General features: G+C 56.4%; 20 protein-coding genes and 1 pseudogene. 14 read left to right on the top strand and 7 right to left on the bottom strand.

All coding sequences use genetic code 11. The features are described from left to right. Positions 1–2: 2 nt before the first annotated feature. Positions 3–935: a glycosyltransferase family 2 protein gene (locus E5J99_RS12140; RefSeq protein WP_135498077.1), complete on the bottom strand. Its 933-nt coding sequence runs from the start codon at positions 933–935 to the stop codon at positions 3–5. Between the two features lie 185 nt (positions 936–1120). On the opposite strand from E5J99_RS12140, the gene E5J99_RS12135 reads away from it, so the two are divergent. Both E5J99_RS12135 and E5J99_RS12130 read left to right on the top strand, forming a co-directional pair. Then, positions 1121–1855, top strand: coding sequence for a GNAT family N-acetyltransferase (locus E5J99_RS12135; RefSeq protein ID WP_135498076.1), 735 nt, complete (start codon positions 1121–1123; stop codon positions 1853–1855). A 70-nt stretch (positions 1856–1925) separates the two neighbouring features. Beyond that, complete coding sequence (locus E5J99_RS12130) at positions 1926–2990, top strand: glycosyltransferase family 4 protein (RefSeq protein WP_135498075.1); 1065 nt, start codon at positions 1926–1928, stop codon at positions 2988–2990. Here E5J99_RS12130 and E5J99_RS12125 read toward each other — a convergent pair. Further along, the gene (locus E5J99_RS12125; RefSeq protein WP_135498074.1) at positions 2912–4273 is read right to left on the bottom strand and encodes a hypothetical protein; all 1362 of its coding nucleotides are present in this window, start codon (positions 4271–4273) and stop codon (positions 2912–2914) included. The genes E5J99_RS12130 and E5J99_RS12125 overlap by 79 nt on opposite strands. A gap of 22 nt (positions 4274–4295) precedes the next feature. Next, a complete protein-coding gene (locus tag E5J99_RS12120) occupies positions 4296–5543 on the bottom strand; it encodes a tol-pal system protein YbgF (RefSeq protein ID WP_135498073.1) in 1248 nt (415 codons plus the stop codon). A gap of 110 nt (positions 5544–5653) precedes the next feature. Here E5J99_RS12120 and E5J99_RS12115 point away from each other — a divergent pair, with 110 nt between their 5' ends. From E5J99_RS12115 to obgE, 5 genes are all read left to right on the top strand, one after another. Further along, positions 5654–6568 (top strand): M20/M25/M40 family metallo-hydrolase, encoded by a 915-nt coding sequence (locus E5J99_RS12115; RefSeq protein WP_135498072.1) that lies wholly within the window; start codon positions 5654–5656, stop codon positions 6566–6568. Between the two features lie 582 nt (positions 6569–7150). Then, positions 7151–9391 carry a sodium-translocating pyrophosphatase gene (locus E5J99_RS12110; protein WP_135498071.1) on the top strand — a complete coding sequence of 747 codons (2241 nt, stop codon included), beginning with the start codon at positions 7151–7153 and terminating at the stop codon, positions 9389–9391. Positions 9392–9506: 115 nt separating this feature from the next. After that, a complete protein-coding gene (hpt, locus tag E5J99_RS12105; protein ID WP_135498070.1) occupies positions 9507–10046 on the top strand; it encodes a hypoxanthine phosphoribosyltransferase in 540 nt (179 codons plus the stop codon). Between the two features lie 112 nt (positions 10047–10158). Beyond that, entirely contained in the window at positions 10159–10785 is a 627-nt protein-coding gene (locus tag E5J99_RS12100) for an adenylate kinase (protein ID WP_135498069.1), read from the top strand. Positions 10786–10970: 185 nt separating this feature from the next. Beyond that, the gene (obgE, locus tag E5J99_RS12095) at positions 10971–11969 is read left to right on the top strand and encodes a GTPase ObgE (protein ID WP_135498068.1); all 999 of its coding nucleotides are present in this window, start codon (positions 10971–10973) and stop codon (positions 11967–11969) included. A gap of 9 nt (positions 11970–11978) precedes the next feature. Here obgE and E5J99_RS12090 read toward each other — a convergent pair whose 3' ends face one another. After that, positions 11979–12617, bottom strand: a complete 639-nt coding sequence (locus E5J99_RS12090; RefSeq protein ID WP_135498067.1) for a GIY-YIG nuclease family protein — start codon at positions 12615–12617, stop codon at positions 11979–11981. A gap of 159 nt (positions 12618–12776) precedes the next feature. Between E5J99_RS12090 and E5J99_RS12085 the strand changes: the two genes are divergently transcribed. Together E5J99_RS12085 and dnaJ are read left to right on the top strand one after the other, a co-directional pair. Then, on the top strand, positions 12777–13361 hold the full coding sequence (locus E5J99_RS12085) for a nucleotide exchange factor GrpE (protein ID WP_135498066.1): 585 nt from the start codon (positions 12777–12779) through the stop codon (positions 13359–13361). Positions 13362–13468: 107 nt separating this feature from the next. Then, positions 13469–14605, top strand: a complete 1137-nt coding sequence (gene dnaJ / locus E5J99_RS12080; protein ID WP_135498065.1) for a molecular chaperone DnaJ — start codon at positions 13469–13471, stop codon at positions 14603–14605. Between the two features lie 239 nt (positions 14606–14844). Here dnaJ and E5J99_RS12075 read toward each other — a convergent pair whose 3' ends face one another. After that, positions 14845–15027, bottom strand: a complete 183-nt coding sequence (locus E5J99_RS12075) for a hypothetical protein (RefSeq protein WP_135498064.1) — start codon at positions 15025–15027, stop codon at positions 14845–14847. Between the two features lie 351 nt (positions 15028–15378). Continuing rightward, entirely contained in the window at positions 15379–16764 is a 1386-nt protein-coding gene (locus E5J99_RS12070) for a T9SS type A sorting domain-containing protein (RefSeq protein ID WP_135498063.1), read from the bottom strand. A 438-nt stretch (positions 16765–17202) separates the two neighbouring features. Here E5J99_RS12070 and E5J99_RS12065 point away from each other — a divergent pair, with 438 nt between their 5' ends. The 5 genes from E5J99_RS12065 to E5J99_RS12045 all read left to right on the top strand — a co-directional run bounded on the left by E5J99_RS12065 (position 17203) and on the right by E5J99_RS12045 (position 22034). Beyond that, positions 17203–17718: an RNA polymerase sigma factor gene (locus E5J99_RS12065; protein WP_135498062.1), complete on the top strand. Its 516-nt coding sequence runs from the start codon at positions 17203–17205 to the stop codon at positions 17716–17718. Next, positions 17718–18338 (top strand): DUF485 domain-containing protein, encoded by a 621-nt coding sequence (locus E5J99_RS12060; RefSeq protein WP_135498061.1) that lies wholly within the window; start codon positions 17718–17720, stop codon positions 18336–18338. Before E5J99_RS12065 ends, E5J99_RS12060 begins: the two co-directional genes overlap by 1 nt. A 79-nt stretch (positions 18339–18417) precedes the next feature. Then, the gene (locus E5J99_RS12055; RefSeq protein ID WP_135498060.1) at positions 18418–19362 is read left to right on the top strand and encodes an ABC transporter ATP-binding protein; all 945 of its coding nucleotides are present in this window, start codon (positions 18418–18420) and stop codon (positions 19360–19362) included. A 6-nt stretch (positions 19363–19368) separates the two neighbouring features. After that, a complete protein-coding gene (locus E5J99_RS12050) occupies positions 19369–20730 on the top strand; it encodes an ABC transporter permease (protein WP_135498059.1) in 1362 nt (453 codons plus the stop codon). A 434-nt stretch (positions 20731–21164) separates the two neighbouring features. After that, on the top strand, positions 21165–22034 hold the full coding sequence (locus E5J99_RS12045) for a ChaN family lipoprotein (protein WP_245318922.1): 870 nt from the start codon (positions 21165–21167) through the stop codon (positions 22032–22034). A gap of 4 nt (positions 22035–22038) precedes the next feature. Here the strand turns inward: E5J99_RS12045 and E5J99_RS12040 are convergent. Then, a pseudogene (locus E5J99_RS12040) lies at positions 22039–22156 on the bottom strand (IS5/IS1182 family transposase); the annotation flags it as partial.

Here is a 22156-nt window from a genome sequence, read left to right as displayed (position 1 = left end):
TGTTACGTTGTGGCTTCTACCACATACAGTGGCCGGTTGCGGACGCTCTCAAAAATCTTCCCAACGTATAGGCCCACGATGCCCAGAACCAGAATAATGAGTCCCGAAAAAAAGCTGATGGCGATAAGTAAGCTGGTGTAGCCCGGCACGGTAATTTGCCCCAGGATGAAGCGTAGCAGCGTGAGTAAGCCTAGCAGGAAAGCGCCACCAGAGAGCAGCACCCCCAAATAGGCCGTCAGCCGCAAGGGTTTGTCGGAATAAGCCAGAATGACGTCGGTGGCCAGGCGCAGGCGGCGCGAGAAGCTGTAGGTGCCGGGGCGTCCTTCGGCGGCGTGTTGCACGGGCAAAGTGCTTTGCCGGAAACCAGCCCACCGTACCATGGTCGGGAAGTACCGAATACTCTCGCGCAGCTGAATAACGGCCGTAATAACCCGACGGTGATAGATGCCAAAATTGGCTACCAGCGGATCTTGCTCAGTACCGGTGAGGTAGGAGAGAAGCGCGTAAAACAGCCGCGACGCCGCTCGTTTGGGCCACGGGTCCTGGCGCGATGTGCGTCGGGCCAATACCACATCGTAGCCCTGGAGGGCTTGCTGAAAGAGGCGCGGAATCTCCTCCGGGCGGTCCTGCAGGTCACAGTCCAGCACGACAATCCAGTTTCCTCGTGCCGCGTCGAGGCCGGCGGTGATGGCGTGATGCTGGCCGAAGTTGCGGCTCAGGCGCAGCCCGCGAATGCGCGGGTCGCGGGCGGCATGCTCCTGAATTTTGAGCCAGCTGCCATCCGGGCTGCTGTCATCTACTAGAATAATTTCGTAGGAAGCCGAAAGCGGCGTCAGCACGGCGTGGAGCCGGAGCAGTAGCTCATCCAGCAGTTGCTCAGCCCGGTACACGGGGCTGATAACGGAGAATAAGGGGCTAGCATCGGCAACAGGCATAGGACGCAGGGAGTAAACGGAATGCGGGGGCGTAACAACAGCAAACGCAACGGCGGCAGCGCGGCGTGGGTTGGTCCAAAGGTAGTAAGTACGGACCCTTTGCTTCCATACTACCCAAAGCTACGTGCTATCTGGCGGGTCTCTGGTGCTTTTCTGCCTACTTTGGCACATTCATATCACTTTCTATGACAGCCAGCGGCCATCTGACCCCACTCGAATGGGATAGTGCATTCCTCGGTTTTCCGACTGGGCGACTGGATGGTACGGGCCTATCGACCGGCGCGCTGGAACAGCAGCTGCGGCAGGCCACAAGCCAGGGCTGGCACTTGGTATACTGGTTTGTTCAGCCCGAGGATGCTGTTTCGCTTGCTTCGGCCCAAGCCATCGGCGCGACGCTAATAGACGACAAATGTACCTATGCCAGAGGCTTAGACCGTATCTCAGCCCCGTCGGCTAACGTCCGCTATATAGCAGCCCCGGAAGCTACAGCCGATTTGATGGCCCTGGCGCTGCAAAGCGGAGCCTACTCCCGATTTCGGGTCGACCCGCGCTTCGCGCCGAACGTGTTTGTGCGCTTGTATACGCAATGGATTCAACATGCTCTCAACGGGGCCCCCGACCGCCAGGTGCTCGTGTATGGGACTACTCCTACGGCTCCCTCAGTTGGCCTGCTGACCCTGGAAAAACACGCGCAGGAGGTGCGAATTGGTTTGTTAGCCGTCGATAGCCAGTGGCGCCAACGCGGCATTGGCCACCAGCTGGTAGAGGCCGCAGCAGCGGAAGCACGCGCTGCTGGCTACACGCGCCTGAAAGTAACAACCCAGGCTGCGAACCAGCCCGCCTGCCACTTTTATGAGCGTTGCGGCTTTACGCTGATTGACCGGCAGTACGTGTTTCATCTCTGGCTCACGCCAGCGTAACCATCTTGCCGATAGTTGCCGTACTTTTGCAGCCAATTCCGTATACGCCGGCTTACTGGCTGCTTTTTCTATGCACATTCTGTTTTTGGTGCCCTATCCTCCCGGCAAAGCCCCTTCCCAGCGCTTCCGTTTCGAGCAGTACCTGCATTTTCTTGCCGAGGCGGGCCACACTCACCAGCTGGAGTCCTTCGTGTCGGAGGCTACTTGGGCTATTCTCTACAAGCCGGGCCACACGCTGACCAAAGCACTGGGCATCGTCGGGGGCTTTCTGCGGCGCTTTCTGCTACTTTTCTCGGTAGGCAAAGCCGACTTCGTTTTCATTCATCGTGAGGCTTCGCCCATTGGGCCACCGGTTTTTGAGTGGCTGCTGGCCAACGTACTTGGCAAGCGCATCGTCTACGATTTCGATGATGCTATTTGGATTCCTAATACCTCGGCTGCCAACAGCATCGTGGCGGGCATCAAGTGGCACCATAAAGTCGGGAGCATCTGCCGGTGGGCCTACAAGATTAGCTGCGGCAACAAGTACCTGCGGGAGTATGCCCGTCAGTTCAATCCCAACGCCATTGTAAACCCGACGACTATCGACACGGTGCACCTGCACAACCAAGTGAAGGAGCAACGGACGGAGAAGCTGGTAATCGGCTGGACAGGCACGCACTCGACCATGAAGTATCTGGATCAAGTGGTGCCCGTGCTGGCCGCGCTGGAGCAGCACTATAGCTTCGAATTTTGCGTCATCTCCAACCAGGAACCGCAGCTGCCCATACGGTCTTTGGTGTTTCGGCCGTGGCGCAAGGATACCGAAATTGCCGACTTGCTCACGTTCAACATCGGGCTGATGCCGTTGGAAGACGACCCTTGGGCCAAGGGCAAATGTGCCTTCAAGGCTCTGCAATACATGGCTTTGGGCGTGCCAGCCCTGGTTTCGCCGGTGGGGATGAACAGCGAAGTAGTGACGCAAGGTGTCAATGGCTACATCTGCACCAGCTACCAGGAATGGTACGATAGTCTGGAAAAGCTGCTCAAAGATCATGACCTGCGCACGCGCTTTGGTCAGGCCGCACGGGCTACCATTGAGGCACGTTTCTCGGTGGAGGCAAACCGGCCCAACTTCTTGGCGCTGTTTGCCTGAAACTGCATGATGTAGAGCGCCGAGAGGTAAAATGGCATCAGCGGAATCTTGTAGCGCACCAAGGTCCCGAAGTTGCCGCTATTGGTGCCTACGCCGATGGCAAATACAATGGCAAACAGGAAACAGAACGTCACGATGGGCGTGCTGGCAATCTGGCGGAAGCTGCGCAGAACTCCCGTTCGATAGAACATCATCAGCGTCAGGTAGATAAACATAGTGGCTTCCAGGGCCGAGAGCACCATAACCGGGTTTCGGGCTTCAAACAGAAAGGGCCGGAAAAGGGATACGGCAATGGCTTGCGGCGCTACCGTCACTAGGCTGCCTATGCTGCCATCGAAAGAACCAATATTATAGGCCGAGCCCTGATCTTTGGTCAGGCCGTAGAGGTACTCCTGATTGATTTTGGTCCGCTCCCCGATTTTATCCACGGCATAGCGGTCATCGTCAGCCGTCAGGTTGGTAGCGCCCAGGTAGCCCGCGCCCACGCCCAGCAGCAGGAAGAATGGCTTCAGCAGCATCCTTAGCGCCGCGCTTTTAATGCGCCGGTTATTCTCAATAACTACCCACAGTAGCGCCGGCGGCATAAAAGAGAGCAGAATGTATATCTTCACCGTGATGAGAGTATAGGCTCCCAACAACCCTACGACAGAGGAGAACAGCACATTTCGCTTCAGCACGGCGGCATGATAGAAGCCGTAGAACACCCATCCTAACGCCCCGATGCACAAGGAGTCTTTCATGACGCCCGAGCCCCAGAAGAACACGGAAGGCAGAAAGAAAACCGCCACCGCCAGCCGCTTGTACAGCAACGGATAGGCCCGGATAAAGGTGAGGTACATGGCCCACATGCCACTGAAGCTAAGGCCGGCAAAAACGAGGGCAATAACCGAATACGTGTTGAAACTCAGCAGAGCCGCTATAGCCGCCACCCGCACCACGAAGTATTCCGTCGGTGCCTTGTACCAAGCCATAGTGCTGGTGTAGCGCGAGGTAAGCGGATCAAAAGTGCCATCGGCAAAGATCATCTTGATGGCTGCCGCAGGCGAATCCCCAAACGCGTTGTAGATGGTGGTGGAGTGTTTGGTGTAGTTGAAGGTGTCGCCGCCGCCGTAGTAGAATTGATACACCACCCCCAGCGCAATGGCCCCGATGAACTTGACCGTAAGCGCCGGAATGAAATACCGGCGCGTAAAGGCATTCGTGACCTTGCCGCGCACGCCGTAGGCAATGCCGTAGAAGATGGCCAGGTAAAAAGGCGTCAGCAGCAGGTCTCGTAGTTCCATTCGGCAAAAGAGTACAACCCCTTTATTTCTTGTTCTTCTTCACGTAGGCCTTCGCCTCCTTATACTCCGCCGACTTATGCTCGGCCTTGTCAGCTACGACAGCATAGTACCGTAGCGCCGCCTGGGTGTCCTTTTCCTTGTCTGCTATCTGGGCCAGCTTTTGGTTGGCATACAGATAGAAGCCGCCGCTGGTATCACCGGTGCTTTCCGCAAACACGATACTGCGCTGGTAGTAGTCCTTCGCCTTGGCGCGGTCCTTATATTTGTTCTGCGAAAGCCACCCCAAGAAATACGTGGCATAGCGCCCACTGATGCCTTCGTAACCCGGCAACCCCTGGTTGAGCTTATCGAGAATGTCGCGGCTTACTCGCTCGCACTCCGCAAAGTTGCCTTCATTGAAGCACAGCAAGGCGTAGAAACGCTGAAAATACGCGTTGTCCGGGTATGTGTTTGCTAAATAGCGCGACACCGGCATCGAAGCTGCCGTGTTATTTTCCTCATTGTTGAGGATGCGCATCAGGAAAGTTTTGGCTTCCAGCCCGGTATAGAAGCCGTTGTCGGCTACATTCTTGAGCTGCTGCAAGCCCAGCGTCCGGTTCCCCTTCGGAAAAAACAACAGCACCGGCCGCAACAGCGGGTAATTTTCCGAAATCCAGACGGCGTAGTAGTTAAAGATGGCTTGTCCGAACAGAAACTCCGGGCTTAGACCGTTGGCCTCCTTGCTTTTATCCAGGTATTCCAGGGCCCGCTTGCTGCTGACGGTCGCCTTGCGCCAGTTTTTGCGCTCCGCGTTCAGGCGGGCATCAAAGCCATACGCCGCCGACAAGAAAAAACAGGCTTCGTAGTTGTTGTTGTCAACCTCATACTGCCGCTCACCATACACGATGGCCGTGTCCATATAGGCGAAAAAGGCCTTGTCGTAAATCTTGGTTTGGACGTTGGTCGGTACAATTTTCCACCACGCACTCAGGCCCAGCAGAAAGTAGGGCATAGGATGCTGCGGATAGCGCCGCCGCAACGACCGAAACTGCTTCTCGGCCTTGTCGTATTTGAAGTTGTACAGGTTCTGAACTGCTCCCTCCAATTCCGTTTGAATATCCTTGTCCAGTAGGAGCCAGCCTTTTGTATCAACTGCTCCAGGCGCGATATCCACATTCTCCAGCTCTATTTTGCGAATAGGGACTGGGGTACGGGTTGTATCGGGCTGTTGCGCTTGCACCGCCAGCGGCAGGAGAAGGAGCAACAGGATAAAACGGAGTTTTTGAATCATGGGAGCATTTGGTGGCGGGCACATAAGCAGCTTACACTGCTGTACGGCCACGCAACGGGAAAGCTAAAGTATGACTTTTATCCTAGATTTGGACGAACAAACGTGCTACCATGGACCTTCTACGAACCTTATGCCAATTGGCTGCGCCGGCTGGCAATGAGGCCCCAATGACTGAATTCCTTTTAAAGTATATCGCTCAACAGCAAAGCTCTTGGCGTGTACAACCGCAGCTGTTGGCCGGAGAAGGATTGCAGGATTGTATTATTCTGGTATTTGGAAAGCCTCGTACAGCCGTATTCGCGCACATAGATAGTATTGGGTTTACGGTTCGCTACGGGCAAGAGTTAGTTCGCATCGGCGGCCCACGTGCCGAGTCCGGCTACCGGCTGGTAGGTCATGATGCACAGGGCCCCATCGATTGTACCCTCACGGTAGATGAACAAACCGGGGAGTTGAGCTATGAGTTCACCCGGCAGATAGAACGCGGCACTGAGCTAACATTCTACTGTGACTTCCGCGAAACAGCCACTACCGTGCAATCGTGCTACCTCGACAACCGCCTGGGCGTATGGAACGCACTGCGCCTGGCCGAAACGCTGGAAAATGGCATTATCGCCTTTAGCTGCTGGGAAGAACACGGCGGCGGTTCAGTGGCCTATCTGGCTAAGCTGATCTATGAGCAATATGGGGTACATCAGGCTCTGATTTCGGATATCACCTGGGTCACGGAGGGCGTGCATGCCGGGCAGGGCGTCGTTATTTCCCTGCGCGACTCGCTGATTCCGCGGCGCTCATACGTGGAAAAAATCCGCGCAATTGCTCGCGCGGCTGGCATTCCGCACCAATTGGAGGTAGAGGGCAGCGGAGGCTCCGACGCCAAGGAGCTGCAGCACGGTGCCCAGCCCTGGGATTGGTGCTTCGTAGGCGCGCCGGAAGACCATGTGCATTCGCCGGACGAGCTCGTCAATAAGCAGGATAGTGCCAGTATGCTGGCACTATACCAGGAACTACTTAAAAAACTCTGATAGCTGTAGTTACTGTGGGCAAACCCCTCGATAGTAGTATGCATTCGGGAGTTCAAGCTGCTCTGCGGAGCAGTGTCGGTGGTGTTGGCAGTGGTAGCCGGTTCCGCTTTATTGGCTGACCGAGTGCCGCGTGACAACCCGTTGGCACGGCTCATGCACTCTAGTGGTATTTTTAGCTTCTCCTTGTATCTGTTTCACTATCTGCTATTGCTCATCCGATATGGCGTATCAGGGTCTGTGGCCAGTAGCGCTTTTGGGGTGCTTTGCCTTCTTCGGACGTCATGCTTCGCCTTTGCTCAGTATGACGTTCTCTGTATTTACTATCCACACAGCCTAAGTGTACACCACTGCCGAACAATTCATCTATCAACGCTACTATTGGCTGGCAATGCCAATCGTCACGGTAGCTAGTTATGGCTTACACTGGGTCACGGAGCGAGTGTCTGTCAATTGCTTCCGGAAAGTGCAGCGGCCGGGACAATAGGAATCGGTTCGGAATTGGAGTTGCTGGTAAAAACTCTATTTTACAAGCACAAAGCTTCTTTCTTTCCAACCAACACCCTAAAATCTCACCACCCCTGTATGATGAATATTCTTTACGTAGCACCCGCGCTGGGCATCCTGGCCCTTGTCTACACGTGGTTTCGGTCGGGGTGGGTTACCCGGCAAGACGCCGGCGACGAGCGGATGCGCACCATTGCGGGCTACATTGCCGACGGGGCCATTGCCTTTCTGCGCGCTGAGTATAAGGTGCTGGCGTTGTTCTCGCTTATTGCCTGCGCCTTTTTGGGCTACTTGGGCACTACGGGCGAGAGGTCCAGCCCGGTTATCGTAGTAGCCTTTTTGATTGGGGCCGTATTCTCCGCGCTGGCGGGCTTCATAGGGATGAAAATTGCCACGAAAGCCAACGTGCGCACGGCCCAAGCGGCCCGCACCAGCTTGGCCAAGGCTCTGAATGTATCGTTTTCGGGCGGCTCGGTTATGGGCATGGGCGTGGCCGGCCTAGCCGTGCTTGGCTTGGGCTCCCTATTCATCGTGTTCTACCAGATGTTCGTGGTGAGCGAAGGTGGTGGAGCCAACGGTGTTGAGATGGAAACCGCGCTGGAAGTACTGACCGGCTTCTCGCTCGGGGCCGAAAGTATTGCCCTGTTTGCCCGGGTAGGCGGCGGCATCTATACCAAGGCCGCCGACGTAGGAGCCGACCTCGTGGGGAAAGTGGAGGCTGGTATTCCGGAAGACGACCCTCGCAACCCCGCCACCATTGCCGACAACGTAGGCGACAACGTGGGCGACGTAGCCGGCATGGGCGCCGACCTTTTTGGCTCCTATGTCGCCACCATTCTGGCTACGATGGTGCTGGGCCGCGAAGTAGTAGCCGCCGGCGACCAATTTAATGGCCTGTCGCCTATTCTGCTGCCTATGGTTATTGCGGGCATGGGAATTTTGGCCTCTCTGGTTGGCATTCTGTTGGTGCGGGTGAAGGAAGGCGGTAATGTGCAGGGCGCGCTCAATTTTGGCAACTACGTTTCCGTCGTCGTTTCCGGTATTGCTTCGTTCTTTATTATCCGGTGGATGTTGCCGCCCGGCGAGCTGGTTATCGGGCGGGCCGGTTCGGTGCCGTTCACCTCTATGGATGTATTCTACGCCGTCGTGGTGGGCCTGGTAGTTGGTACATTGATGAGTATCATCACGGAGTATTACACCGCCATGGGTAAGCGCCCGGTGAATAGCATCGTGCAGCAAAGCAGCACCGGCCACGCTACCACCGTTATTGGTGGGCTGGCCGTGGGTATGGAATCCACGGTGCTCCCAATCATCGTGCTGGCGGCGGGTATCGTGCTGTCGTTTGAGTGTGCCGGCCTCTACGGCGTAGCCATTGCGGCGGCTGGTATGATGGCTACTACGGCCATGCAGCTGGCCATCGACGCCTTTGGTCCCATTGCCGATAACGCGGGTGGTATTGCCGAAATGAGCGACCTGCCCAAGGAAGTGCGCGAGCGGACCGATATCTTGGATGCCGTGGGCAACACCACCGCTGCCACCGGCAAAGGTTTCGCCATTGCTTCGGCGGCTCTCACTTCGCTGGCGCTGTTTGCCGCCTTTATGGGCACGGCCAATATCTCCGTCATCGATATCAGCAACGCACGAGTGCTGGCGGGCTTGTTCATCGGCGCTATGATTCCTTTCATCTTCTCGGCCCTGGCCATTGCCGCCGTAGGCCGGGCCGCTATGGCCATGGTGCAGGAAGTGCGCCGACAGTTTCGGGAGATTCCCGGCATCATGGAAGGCACGGGTCGCCCCGAGTACGAAAAGTGCGTGGCCATTTCCACCCAAGCTGCCCTGCGCGAAATGATGCTGCCTGGTGCTATTGCCTTGGTGGTGCCCATCATCATCGGCTTCACGTTTGGTCCCGAGGTGCTGGGCGGCACGCTGGCCGGCGTTACCGTGTCGGGCGTGCTGATGGCTATGTTCCAGAGCAACGCCGGCGGAGCCTGGGACAACGCCAAGAAGTCGTTCGAGAAAGGCGTGCTGGTGAATGGCAAGATGGAATATAAAGGCTCCGACGCCCACAAGGCCTCCGTGACCGGCGACACCGTTGGTGACCCTTTCAAGGATACCTCGGGCCCGTCGATGAACATCCTTATCAAGCTCATGTCCATCGTGTCGCTGGTTATTGCGCCCCACATTGCGGCTCCCAAGCGGGCGGTGGCTCCCCGGCTGCTAGAGCGCCCCGCGTTGAACATTCAGCCCAAGGTGCGCTACGCCGAGCTAGCCCCTGAAGCGGCTAAAGCGCTGTTTGTTCTGCTGCGCGAAACGCGCTAAGCCGCCGAACACGGTAGTTCGATTGGTCCGGAAGCTGCCCCTGCCACACCGCAGGGGCAGCTTTTTTGTACTACATTTGGCCCAGCGTTTTGCTTTGAGGACCAACCCCACACGGATGCCATTGTCCACTATTTCGCTGCATGACAAGCAGTTTGCGCCCTATCTGACGGCCAGCCAAATCACCGATGCCGTTCGGGCGCTAGGAGTTCAGCTCAACCGCGACTATGCCGGCAAGCAGCCCCTGTTCGTGGCCGTGCTGAATGGCTCCTTCATGTTTGCCGCCGATTTGCTCAAGGAGATGCAGGTTCCCTGCGAAATAGCCTTCATTCGGGTTGCCTCCTACGAGGGCACGGCCAGCACTGGCACCGTGCGCGAAATCATGGGCTTGCAGGAAGACGTCGAAGGCCGCGACCTGGTCATTATTGAGGACATCGTGGATACCGGCCACACCATGCAGGCCCTGCTGGCGCTGTTACGGGCCAAAAAACCCGCTTCCTTGGAAGTTGCCACCTTGTTTCTGAAGCCCGAGTGCCTGCAGCATGAGTTGGCCCTACGCTACGTCGGTTTGAGTATTCCCAACGATTTTATCGTGGGCTATGGCCTTGACTATGATGGGCTGGGCCGCAACTACCCCGATGTGTATACCGCCGTTTAAGGCCGGGGTCATACCCAAAACAAGTTGCTTCCCGTAAGGAACGGTTTGTTTCCGATTTGTTATCTTTCCCAAATCCAGCCGCTTTTTCTCTCCCCGCGAAATACCTCGCTTTATGCTCAATATCGTGCTCTTCGGCCCGCCCGGCGCCGGCAAAGGAACGCAAAGTCAGAAGCTGATTGCCCGTTACAATCTCGTGCATCTCTCTACCGGCGACCTGCTCCGCTCCCAGATTACGCAAGGTACCGAACTTGGTCTGCGGGCTAAAAAGCTCATGGACGAAGGTCTGCTCGTACCCGACGAAGTGGTTATCGGGATGATTGAAAGCCAGCTGGCCAATAATACCGCAGCTGCCGGCTTCATCTTCGACGGTTTTCCCCGCACCGTGCCCCAGGCCCAAAGTCTCGATGCGCTAACCCAGCGCTACGATACTGGTGTGAACTGCATGATAGCCCTGGAAGTAGCCGAAGAGGAACTCGTAACGCGTCTGCTGGAGCGTGGCAAAACCAGTGGCCGCCCCGATGACCAGGACGAGGCCAAAATCCGGCGGCGCGTGACGGTATACAACACCGAAACCGCGCAGGTAGCCGGCTACTACGCTCAGCAGAACAAGTTTCATGCTCTCAACGGCATTGGCGCTATCGACGATATCTTTGGCCAGATCTGCGCAATCATCGACCACAACCAGGCCGCTGCCCACATTACTGATGGTCAGGCCGCTGCTGACGAAGTAAAAGCGTAACTTTGCGGCTGTAACCGCATCCTCTTGTCATTCTGACGCGCAGGAAGGACCTTATCACGTAAGAACGGTTGTTGTCCTCAACAGCTTGTTCTGGCCTGGTAAGGTCCTTCCTTCGTCAGGGTGACAGTTGCTTTTTGAGTTTTTCGATTCAAAAAGCAGTCTTCAACATTTCAATATTTCCTGCAGTGGCTTCCAATAACTTCATCGATTACGTCAAGATAAACTGCCGCTCCGGCAAAGGCGGGGCTGGCTCGGCACACTTTTTCCGTGCCAAAGGCCTCCCTAATGGTGGTCCCGATGGCGGCGACGGTGGCCGCGGCGGGCATATTATTCTGGAGGGCAACTCCCAGCTCTGGACGCTGCTGCACCTGCAATACAAGAAGCACCTGATTGCCCAGGGCGGCGTAAATGGCGGCGAAAGCCTCTGTACCGGCGCGCAGGGCGAAGATATTATCGTGCAGGTGCCGCTGGGTACTATTGCCCGCGACGCCGAAACCGGCGAGAAAAAGCTGGAAATCACCGAGCACGGCCAGCGCCTGATTCTGACGCCCGGTGGCCGTGGTGGCCTTGGCAACGACCACTTCAAGTCGTCTACCAACCAGGCACCTACCTACGCGCAACCCGGCGAGCCGGGTATCGACGAGTATGTTATTCTGGAGTTGAAGCTGCTGGCGGATGTCGGACTGGTGGGCTTCCCCAACGCGGGCAAAAGCACGCTGCTGTCGGTGGTATCGGCGGCCAAGCCGAAGATTGCCGATTACGCCTTCACGACCCTGACGCCCAACTTGGGCGTGGTAGCGTACCGCGACTACAAGTCATTCGTAATGGCTGATATTCCCGGCATCATTGAAGGCGCTGCCGAAGGCCGGGGGCTAGGTACGCGCTTCCTGCGGCACATCGAGCGCAACTCGATTCTGCTGTTCATGATTTCGGTGGATAGCAATGACATTGCGGCCGAATACAACGTGCTGCTCAGTGAGTTGGAGCAGTTTAATCCCGAGCTGCTGACTAAAAAGCGGCTGCTGGCCGTCACCAAGTCCGACTTGGTGGACGACGAGCTGGAAGCCGAAATCCGCGAGACGCTGCCGACTGATTTGCCAACGATTTTCATCTCCAGTCTGGCCAACAAGAACATTATCCAGCTGAAGGATCTGATTTGGCAAGCTTTGCAGGCTAAGGAGTAGACATTATGGCTACTCTGGCTGACCGTATGTTTCCTCGTAGATGTCGCTCAGTGAACGTCCATCAAATGTCCAATATGGACATGGAGCAACGCTGTAATCAATTCCTAAAGCCAAACGGGTGGCCGCAGTCAGTGACATTTCTTCGCCATTGAAACTTACTTTTTTGGAGTTAGCGATGGTAGCTGAAGCACCGTTTGTCAGACAGGTGAGAGTAGTGCCAATCGGAATCTTCATTTCGTCGAAATTTAGATTCGGGCGCTTTCTCTTCATTTGAGTGCCTGCATCTATTTCTGATTGCTCCAGAATACTTGGCTGATTCTCGATTTCCAAGGTAGCATCTTGCACATGCAATAGCTTTAAAATGGCTATTGCTTGGTTTGCGTCAATGCTGAAGAACTCTCGCTTGGCATTGACGCGGTAAGGTGAAAATGCTACGTGTAGCGCTTTTTCCACTTCTTCTGAATTCGGGACTTTGCAAACAAATTCAAGAGTGAAGGGAACTGGTACACCAGTGGTATACAGTTGATCAATACGCGTCTTCGCATCATTATGGCTAGTGCGACCAATCTTAACCAATCCGGGCATGGCTGGATTCGTTAGCACATAAACAACGCTTAGCGAGATTGTATAAGAGCTACCGGGAATCATGTGGAACTGAGTAAATGTTGGAGTTTAATATGCAAAGTAGCTCCTGTTTGCTAAAGTGCCACAATGACAGCCTAAACCCCTTTGGCAAACTCCTTGCGCCCGTAGCCTAGCCCAACGGCAACTCCCGTGAAAAACCCTTTCCGACGAATATTTACCAAAATGGCTGAAGATACCACCCTGCCCCAGGACGACAATCTGTCCGTTGACCCCGACCACGTAGGTGGTGAGCTGCAAGACGAAGTAAATGCCCTCGACACTAACGAGGCTGAAGGTACCGAAGGTGGTGCCCCCAAAGTAGAAGCGTCCAAAACCGATGCCGAGCTGACGGAACTGAAGGATAAGTATCTGCGCCTGGCCGCCGAGTTTGATAACTACAAGCGTCGCACGGCCAAGGAGCGTACTGAGTTGTTCAAGACCGCCAGCCAGGAGCTGATGGTAGCTTTGCTGCCCGTGCTCGACGATTTTGACCGTGCCCGTCACCATACCAAGGACACCGAGGATGCCAACGCTGTGCGCGAAAGCATCGAAATCATATCGACCAAGCTCCAGAAAATCTTGCAGCAGAAGGGCCTGACCCCGATGGAAACCAAGGGCGGCGCTTTCGACGCGGACCTACACGAGGCCATCACCCAGATTCCGGCTCCTTCCGAGGAGTTGAAAGGTAAGGTGGTGGACGAGGTGGAAAAAGGCTACTACCTGGGCGACAAAGTAATCCGGCACGCCAAGGTGGTGCTGGGTCAGTAAAGAGTTTTTGTCATGCCGACGAAGGAAGCATCTCTACCGCTTCGCTACGTTTACTAATTTGGTAGAGATGCTTTCTTCGTCAGCATGGCAGACGATACTATAGTAAAATGGCAACGAAGCGAGACTATTACGAGGTGTTGGATGTCGCCAAGACCGCGTCGGGTGAGGAGATAAAGAAGGCGTACCGCAAGGTGGCCATCAAGTTTCACCCCGATAAAAACCCCGATGACCCGACGGCGGAAGACAAGTTCAAGGAAGCCGCCGAGGCCTACGAAGTACTGTCGAATGCCGATAAGCGGGCCCGCTACGACCGGTTTGGCCATCAGGGCATGGGCGGCGGCGGCGGCGCGCAGAATATGGAGGACATCTTCTCCCAGTTCGGCGACATTTTCGGCGGCGGTGGCGGCTTCGAGGGCTTCTTTGGCGGCCAGGGCCGCGGCGGCCGGCGCGTCAAGAAGGGTTCTAACCTGCGCATCAAGCTCAAGCTGGAACTGGAGGAAGTAGCTAACGGCGTCGAGAAGAAAATAAAGGTGAAGCGCTACGTGGCCTGCACCACCTGCACGGGCACCGGCGCCAAGAACGGCACCGACCTGAAGGACTGCGGCACCTGCCACGGCCAGGGCCAGGTGAAGCGCGTGGTGAACACGATGCTAGGCCAGATGGTGAGCGCCTCTACCTGCCCAACCTGCAATGGGGAAGGCAAGATTGTGAGCAGCAAGTGCGACGTATGCCACGGCGAAGGCCGGCAGCTGCACGAGGAGGTTATCCCGATCAATATTCCGGCTGGCGTGGCCGAGGGGATGCAGCTGAGCATGAACGGTAAGGGCAACTACCCCGAGCGGGGCGGCGTACCCGGCGACCTGCTCATCCAGATTGAAGAAGAGCCGCACGAAATGCTGAAGCGCGACGGCAACAACATCATGTTCGAGCAGTATATCTCGTTCGTAGATGCCGCTCTGGGAGCCAGCATTGAAGTGCCGACGATTGAGGGGAAAGTGAAAATTAAGGTGGACCCTGGCACCCAGCCCGGCAAGATTTTGCGGCTGCGGGGCAAGGGTATCAAGGATCTGAACGGCTACGGCCGGGGCGACCAGCTCATTCACCTCAGCGTCTGGACGCCGAAGAACGTGACGGGCGAGGAGCGGGAATTGCTGGAAAAGCTGCGCAACGCTCAGAATTTCACGCCTAATCCCGGCAAGAATGAGAAAGGCTTCTTCGAGAAAGTGAAGGAGTATTTCCAGTAAACCACGGCGCGACGCGTGCTAGTGGCGGCTACGCAAAAGCCCGTTTTCTCAGCTGAGAAGACGGGCTTTTGCTTTTTTACTATTCGCGCCCTCGGCGCACCTAGGGTTGCTGTGGCTTAGCGAGCCGAACTGCGTTCCGCTGCGTTGGCCTTGTTACGTTTTACATTCACATCAGTCATTATCTGGTAGGAAATCAGCACCAGCGCCGCACCTACCAACCCCATGGAGCCATAGCGCCGCTAGGTGAGCAGTGGCGCAGCCACAGTGGTGCTGCCGGTGGCAGGGGCGTAGGCCATATCCGAAAGCAGAAATCCGGCGGCCAGCAACCCGTTAATGCTGGCTGGCAGCCAGTCGCCGGAGAAGGCATAGACTACTCTGAGCAAGCCGAAAATGATGCCGGCTGGGGTGGTGAGCTTTTTCATGACATGGTGAGTTGCAGCGGTTGATTTGCTTACTTACTGCTGTTACGCAGTGCCTTCGTTCAAGCGCTGCCAGAGAGTAGCGCGAACTTTGTAGTTCGCGTCCCCGCGCCAGGAAAGCGGCCCGAACGGCGCGGGGACGCGAACTACAAAGTTCGCGCTACATGCTGCTGCGTAACAGCAGTTACTTAATCGCACCAGTTGCTGACGCATTACAGCTGGTGCTGATTTTTTTCGCTGGCTGTGCCCCAGCGGTTGGTAGACACTCTGCACTACCTTGGCCCAGGTGAGCCAAAAACAACAACGCCCGACTGCACTGCAGCCGGGCGTTGTTGTATCGAAGCGTGAAGGGAATTAGTTCTTCACTACGCGCTTCGCAATAGTACCTTCTGCGGTGTGCAACCGAAGGGTATACACGCCCGACGGCAAGGCCGCCAGATTTACTTGCTGGCTGATAGTGCCCTGCTGCGCACGAAGTGTCAGGGTTTCAACCACCTGACCCAGCGTGTTTACTACTTCTGCCTGCACGGCTCCCTGCTCGCGCAGGCCCGAAACGGTAACGGTAGTGGTAGTCAGCGTTGGGTTCGGGTAGAGCGACGTGGCTGCTTCCAGGCCCGTAGCCCGGCGTGCGGCCAGCGTCACGAAGTTGCCGAAGGTGGTCAGGTACGAGTTATCGTAGCGGGTGGTAGTCGTGTTGTATTCCTGCTCCACGCTGCGGCGCACCTCGTTGGTAGCCGTGTACGAAATCAGCTGACGGTAGGCATGATCCGTTACCCAGGCGTTGTTGACCCAGTTTTCACCCAAGTGCAGAACCTCGTTGCCGAAGTTGTCGTTGGTGTAGGTGTGGCGGTCGTCATTAACTAGGATGTTCGCCGACAGCACTCTCTGGGTGATTGTTACATTGCTGCCATTGGGCTGATAGGTGGTGGAGTACCGATAGGCGTTGTCCCAGCTAGTAGTAGCCGCGTCCCACTCCTGCGATTCAGAAGACGTCGGCAGCCGCTTGGCCCAATCGTGCCATACGATGTTACGCTCCCGGCCCTCGTTAACGTAGGCTCCGTTTTCCCACTCCTGAAACACAATCTCCGACCATTGATTGTTGGAATTTACCGTGTATAACACGCGGTACTCCGGTTCCCAAATGGAGGTGGTCGGATCCAGGCTTTCTTCGGTTTCACTGGTGAGTACGCCCGCCGAATTGTAGGTGTTGACAGAGCGGTAACCGCCACCTAACACCCATGCATTGCTACTCCAATAGGAGTAGATTGTCTGTATTCGCTGACCTTGGGCATCATAGGTATACAAATCACGATACGAATTCTCGTAAGCTGAACCATTCCAGCTTTGTTGCACGCGTTGGGTTATCCGACCCTGGCCATTATAAGCCAGCAGGTCTTTGCTGCGGGGCGTATTCGTTACAGAGTCCGTATTGATAATCTGCGTTGGCTTGCCTTGGGCATTATACGAGTACGTTTCGATGCTGCCGTCTCCCCAGCGGTTGGTTTGGTCATCCCAATAATGATCTACGCGGCGGCCGGGCAAAGTCACGGCCGTGGCCTGGAGGCCCCGGGCCGCTACGCCCGAGTGGGTGCCTTGGCGACCTTCGAGCCGGTTGTGCTGCCGCTGCTGCTGCGCCGCGTGGATTTTTAGGCCTTTAGCTGGGTGTTTGCACTGCGCAAAGCTTCCGAAAGACGCGGTTAATAAGGCAGCAGTAAGGGCAATGGGTACGAATTGTTTCATACAGAAGAATTAAGAAGATTAGTTAAAAGCGCTACGAAACTACAGCGTATTCCGCATATATCCTTGTGTCGCTTACGGTTCGATTTCTCAACTACCTTGTGGATGTGATAGGAATATCATGGGGTAGTCAAAATCAATAGTGACTATAGTTATAGCGGTTTCGTGAACGGTGCAACCCGGCTGATGTAGAGACGCGTATTCGCGTCTTGTCGGCCGCGCCGCCTGCACGGTTTCGTTCAACGATGAGACGCGACTACGCGTCTCTACATCGGGTATCTACGGTTCGCGAAACCGCCATAACTGCTATTAATCAGGTTATTGTATTTTATTGTCATCGGATGTGAAAACTGATAACCAGCCCGGCAGCCGAAAAAAATACCCGTGGCTGTAATGCCGTTGCCCGCCCGACGATAGATAGCCTGTACCTGCCGCCTTAGCATGAGCCCCGCCGCCCCGCTTTCCCCCGATTTTACGGTTGTCATCACTCGGTACGAGCCGTTGCTACGGCGCGTGTGCCGGCTCTATTGCCCCGACGCCGACGACCGGCAGGATCTGTTTCAGGAAGTCGTGTTGCAGCTCTGGCGCGCCTGGCCCAAGTACCAGCCTCAAGCCTCGGCCAAGCTTAGCACCTGGCTCTACCGAATAGCGCTGAACGTGGCTATTTCGAACCTGCGCCAGCGCACCCGCCGCCTCGTGCCCGAGCGGTTCGGCCCGCAGGTGCCCGACGTGGCCCCGCCGCCCGATACCGGCCCCGACGCGGAAGACCTCGCCCAACTGTACCGGGCCATCGAGCGCCTGTCGGATGTGGAAAAGGCCTTCGTGCTGCTCTATCTGGAGGAGCGCACCTACGAAGAAATGGCCGATATCCTCGGTATTACCCAGAATAATGTGCGCGTGAAAATGCACCGTGTGCAGGAAAAGCTTCGCCAACTTCTACTTACCTACTCTGTCTGATGGACCTCGATAATCTCCGCCAGCAATGGCAACAGCAGCCCACGCCGGACAGCGCGGCCCCCGGCGAATCGGCCCTGCACGCTTTATTGGAACGACCCTCTACCAGCCCCGTGGCGCAGATGGTGCGCAACGCACGTTGGGAAAGCATCACCACGGTGTTTTGCCTGGTACTGAGTGTGGCTGGCGTACTGTGGTCGAGCGACCCCCAAATCCGGTTGTTTTGGGGCTTGGGAGTTGCTATTGCGCTGCTGATGGGCTACTACTATTACTATAAGCTGCGGGTGCTGGGTCGGCTCAGCAAAGCTTCGGGAGCATTGCGCACCTATGTTGAGAGCCAGCTCCACAGCCTGCGCAGCCTGCTGCGACTAAACTACGGCTTCACGATGATGACGCTGGTAGTGACAATGGGCTTTCTGCTGTACTCTGCTTTCAGGCACGTGCCGCAGCTGTTTCAGGGCGATTCGCGCACTTTGTGGCAGCGCGGGGTGTGGCTGGGGCTGACGGTGGTGGCCACCTGGCTCATCACGCACTGGATTGTGCGCTGGTACCTGCACTACCTCTACGGCCGCCACCTCGACCGGCTGGAAGCGCTGGTGCGGGAGCTGGGCGAGGAGAAATAACAGCTCGATACGATTCCGGCTTCCAAAACATAGCAAAATCCCTACATTTAACCCGACCACCGTCTACCACCTTTTCGCTGTGAACAACATTCTGCAAGCCATTGACGTGCACAAGGCCTACGCCGCGCACGTCGCCCTCAACGGGGTTAGCCTCGATATTCCGGAGCGCAGCATCTTCGGATTGCTGGGCCCCAACGGTGCCGGCAAAACCTCGCTCATCCGCATCATCACCCAGATTACGGGGGCCGATGCGGGCGAAATCCGGTTTCGGGGCGAAAAGCTCAACCCCAGCCATATTGCTCACATTGGCTATTTGCCCGAGGAGCGCGGCCTCTACAAAAAAATGCGCGTGGGCGAGCAGCTGCTGTATCTGGCGCGTCTCAAGGGCCTCAGCAAAGCCGACGCCACCGACCGCATCAAGAAGTGGATCGACCGGCTCGACCTGCGGCCCTGGGTTAGCAAAAACGTGGAAGACCTCAGCAAGGGCATGCAGCAGAAAGTACAGTTCATTGCCACCGTGTTGCACGAGCCCGCGCTGATTATTCTCGATGAGCCTTTCTCGGGCTTTGACCCGATCAATGCCAACCTGATAAAGGACGAGATTCTGGAGCTGCGGGAGCGGGGCGCCACCATCATTTTCTCTACCCACCGCATGGAGTCGGTGGAGGAGCTGTGCGACAATATTGCCCTCATCAACCGCTCGCACAAGGTGCTGGACGGCCCGGTGGGGAAGATCAAGGACACGTTTAAAACCAACACCTACGAGGTGGAAGGCAAAGGCCGGCTGATGGTGATTCATCCGGACTTTGAGGTGCTGGAACACAAGGAGCGCGAAAATGGCCACTTCTACGACCGGATCCGGCTGCACCACAACACGACGCCCAACGATCTGCTGCGCTACTTGATTGGCAACGTGGAAATTCACGCCTTCCGGGAGCAAATCCCGAGCATCAACGACATTTTTATCCGGCGCGTACAGGAAACCATGCCCGAAACCCTCGAAACCGCTAACACGCTGCTCTAACCGACCATGGAAAAAATCTGGCTTATCATTCAGCGCGAATATCTCACCCGGGTTCGGAAAAAGAGCTTTATCGTCGTTTCGCTGTTGGCCCCGCTACTGCTGGCCGGGGCTACGCTCGGCATTGCCAAGCTGAACATGCCGTCTTCGGCCGACGAGGTGGCCGTGTACGATGGAAGTGGCCTGAACGTGCTGGCCCGCCTGGCTGGCACCGACGAGCTGCGCTTCGTGCCGGCCGTGGGAGCATCGCCCGCTGCCGCTACGGCCGCCTTCAAAAAGGCCAAACCCAAACAGGCAGCTTTGCTGGTATTTCCGGCCGGCTTCTCCCTCGATACCAATGACGGTGTGCAGCTGCTGGCCGACGGCAACGTGAGTTTGAACCGCCAAAGCAACATTCGTAAGGCCGTGAACAAGGCCGTGAGTGAGCTGAAGCTGACCCGCTCGGGCCTGAACCGCCAAACCATCGACAACCTACGGGCCGACGTGGAGCTTTCGGCCGTAGATCTGAGCCAACTGGGGGGGCGCAAAAACAACGTGGCCGCTACTACCGGCACGGCCTATCTGCTGTCCATTATGGTGTACATGTTCATCTTTATTTATGGCGTGCAGGTGATGCGCGGCGTGGCCGAGGAGAAGTCGAACCGCATTATGGAGGTCATGATGTCGTCGGTGAAACCGTTTCAGCTGATGATGGGTAAGATTCTGGGCATTGCCGCCGTCGTGCTCACGCAGTTTGCCATCTGGATGATGCTCTCCTACACCATCACCACGGTCGTCGCGCCTTTGCTGATGAGCACTCCAAAAGCCGACGTGAAGACGTCGGTAGCGGCGGCAACCACCTCCTCCGATGCCAGCGTAGCGGCCTCCGCGCCCGACGCGCCGATGAGTAAAGCGCCGCAGCCCGGTGGCCCGGTTAATCTCTGGAGCATGTTCGAGGGCTTGCCTATCGGCAGCATCATCGGAGGCTTCCTGTTCTTCTTCCTGGGCGGCTACCTGCTGTATTCATCCATGTTTGCCGCCATCGGGGCGGCCGTCGATGACCAGACGGATGCCCAGCAGTTTATGTTTCCGGTGACGATTCCGCTTATTCTGAGCTACATCGTCAGCATTAATGTCATCATCAACGGCGACCCGAACGGCCCATTGGCCTTCTGGCTGTCCATGATTCCGTTCACGTCGCCTATTGCCATGGTGATGCGGCTGCCGTTTGGGGTGCCCCTCTGGCAGCTGCTGCTTTCGGGCGTACTGTTGGTGGTGGGTTTCATCTTTACCACGTGGTTAGCGGGCCGCATCTACCGTGTGGGCGTGCTGATGTATGGCAAGAAAGTAAACTACCGCGAGTTATCCCGCTGGATGTTCTACAAAGGCTAATAGGCTCTGTACAGCGCCGTTTCGGTGTGGCATAGCTTGGGCTACACCGAAACGGCGCGGCGATTCTGCTCGGATGGTCACCTATTATATTCGTGCTAAGTAGCCATGCAGAAGTAGCCACATACATAAAAAGGTGGTCATGTTGAGCGCAGTCGAAGCATCTCGCGTGCCATGGTATATAGTTAGCATTGCACGCGAGATGCTTCGACTGCGCTCAGCATGACGTTCAACTGAATACGCTTACTTCTGCGTGACTACTTAATCGTGTCATTTAGCTCATTGAGCGTGCTGTGGTAGATGGCACGTTCTGCTTGCCTGGCGTTGCTGGTCGGTAGAATTGGAAACTTCTGGCAGGGCGGCGCGGTAGTACAGCAACATCCTCGCCCGTCGCCCGAAGGCGGCCCAACGTCCTTTTTATGCGGTTTCTGATCCTTATGCTCCTGCTTTTTGCGACCTGCCTGCCTGGTGTTGGTAAGCCAGTGCCCGACGACAAGCCAGCGTATCGCCTATTTGCGGCTGGCGGCAAGGCAACCAGCTACGACAAGATGCTCCAGCAGTTGGCCCAGGCCGACGTGGTATTCTTCGGTGAGCAGCACAACGACCCGATTGGCCACTGGCTGGCGCTGCACCTCACCAAAGACTTGCTGCGCCTGCGGCAGGGCCAGCTGGTGCTGGGGCTGGAAATGTTTGAGCGCGACGTACAGCCGTTAGTCGATCAGTATGCCACTGGCGAACTGGCGGAGAAGGAGTTTGAGGAGCAAAGCCGCCCTTGGCCCAACTACGGCACCGACTACAAGCCTTTGGTGCTGCTGGCCCGGCAGCAAAAGTTTCGGGTGGTGGGCACCAACGTACCGCGTCGCTACGCCTCCCAGGTTGCCAAAGGCAGCCTCACGGCCCTCGATGCCCTGCCCGCCGCCGAAAAAGCCTGGCTGGCTCCGCTGCCGCTCACGGTAGACTATGAGCTGCCCGGCTATCAGAACATGGCCAAGATGTTCGGCTCCGATGCATCGCATGCTGCCGGCGTGCAGAATATTATTCAGGCCCAGGCGCTGAAGGATGCTACTATGGCCCACTTCCTGAACCAAGCTCGGCCAGCTGGCCACTTGCTGCTGCATATCAACGGTAGCTACCACTCCGATAACCACGACGGTATTCTGGCATATCTGCGCCAGCAAAATCCGCAGCTGAAGGCGCTAACTATTAGTACCGTGATGCAGGAGCAGCTGGGCAAGCTTGACAAGGAGCACGAGCAGAAAGCGGACTTTGTGTTGGTAGTGCCCACGGATATGACCAGAACCTACTAAGAGCCTATCCAAATAGGCAGTTATACCAGGTGATTCGAGCGCAAGCAAAATGGAGCATGGCCAGATAGTTTTCGGGTTTTTTGGCCCAACGAATCAGCAGGTGGCGGAAGCGGTTGAGCCAG

Source organism: Hymenobacter elongatus (genome assembly GCF_004745955.1).
Lineage (GTDB): Bacteria > Bacteroidota > Bacteroidia > Cytophagales > Hymenobacteraceae > Hymenobacter > Hymenobacter elongatus.
Note: the sequence above shows the minus strand (reverse complement) of the source record. Positions and strands in the feature narration are given on the sequence as shown.

What these genes read in the sequence shown, in the direction of transcription:
- E5J99_RS12065 (WP_135498062.1), top strand. Translation starts at nt 17,203, where the DNA reads ATGAGCCCCGCCGCCCCGCTTTCCCCCGATTTTACGGTTGTCATCACT.
- E5J99_RS12050 (WP_135498059.1), top strand. Translation starts at nt 19,369, where the DNA reads ATGGAAAAAATCTGGCTTATCATTCAGCGCGAATATCTCACCCGGGTT.
- E5J99_RS12085 (WP_135498066.1), top strand. Translation starts at nt 12,777, where the DNA reads ATGGCTGAAGATACCACCCTGCCCCAGGACGACAATCTGTCCGTTGAC.
- dnaJ (WP_135498065.1), top strand. Translation starts at nt 13,469, where the DNA reads ATGGCAACGAAGCGAGACTATTACGAGGTGTTGGATGTCGCCAAGACC.
- E5J99_RS12120 (WP_135498073.1), bottom strand. Translation starts at nt 5,543, where the DNA reads ATGATTCAAAAACTCCGTTTTATCCTGTTGCTCCTTCTCCTGCCGCTG.
- E5J99_RS12075 (WP_135498064.1), bottom strand. Translation starts at nt 15,027, where the DNA reads ATGAAAAAGCTCACCACCCCAGCCGGCATCATTTTCGGCTTGCTCAGA.
- E5J99_RS12090 (WP_135498067.1), bottom strand. Translation starts at nt 12,617, where the DNA reads ATGATTCCCGGTAGCTCTTATACAATCTCGCTAAGCGTTGTTTATGTG.
- E5J99_RS12140 (WP_135498077.1), bottom strand. Translation starts at nt 935, where the DNA reads ATGCCTGTTGCCGATGCTAGCCCCTTATTCTCCGTTATCAGCCCCGTG.
- E5J99_RS12115 (WP_135498072.1), top strand. Translation starts at nt 5,654, where the DNA reads ATGGACCTTCTACGAACCTTATGCCAATTGGCTGCGCCGGCTGGCAAT.
- E5J99_RS12060 (WP_135498061.1), top strand. Translation starts at nt 17,718, where the DNA reads ATGGACCTCGATAATCTCCGCCAGCAATGGCAACAGCAGCCCACGCCG.
- E5J99_RS12135 (WP_135498076.1), top strand. Translation starts at nt 1,121, where the DNA reads ATGACAGCCAGCGGCCATCTGACCCCACTCGAATGGGATAGTGCATTC.
- E5J99_RS12130 (WP_135498075.1), top strand. Translation starts at nt 1,926, where the DNA reads ATGCACATTCTGTTTTTGGTGCCCTATCCTCCCGGCAAAGCCCCTTCC.
- E5J99_RS12070 (WP_135498063.1), bottom strand. Translation starts at nt 16,764, where the DNA reads ATGAAACAATTCGTACCCATTGCCCTTACTGCTGCCTTATTAACCGCG.
- hpt (WP_135498070.1), top strand. Translation starts at nt 9,507, where the DNA reads ATGCCATTGTCCACTATTTCGCTGCATGACAAGCAGTTTGCGCCCTAT.
- E5J99_RS12110 (WP_135498071.1), top strand. Translation starts at nt 7,151, where the DNA reads ATGATGAATATTCTTTACGTAGCACCCGCGCTGGGCATCCTGGCCCTT.
- E5J99_RS12045 (WP_245318922.1), top strand. Translation starts at nt 21,165, where the DNA reads ATGCTCCTGCTTTTTGCGACCTGCCTGCCTGGTGTTGGTAAGCCAGTG.
- E5J99_RS12100 (WP_135498069.1), top strand. Translation starts at nt 10,159, where the DNA reads ATGCTCAATATCGTGCTCTTCGGCCCGCCCGGCGCCGGCAAAGGAACG.
- E5J99_RS12125 (WP_135498074.1), bottom strand. Translation starts at nt 4,273, where the DNA reads ATGGAACTACGAGACCTGCTGCTGACGCCTTTTTACCTGGCCATCTTC.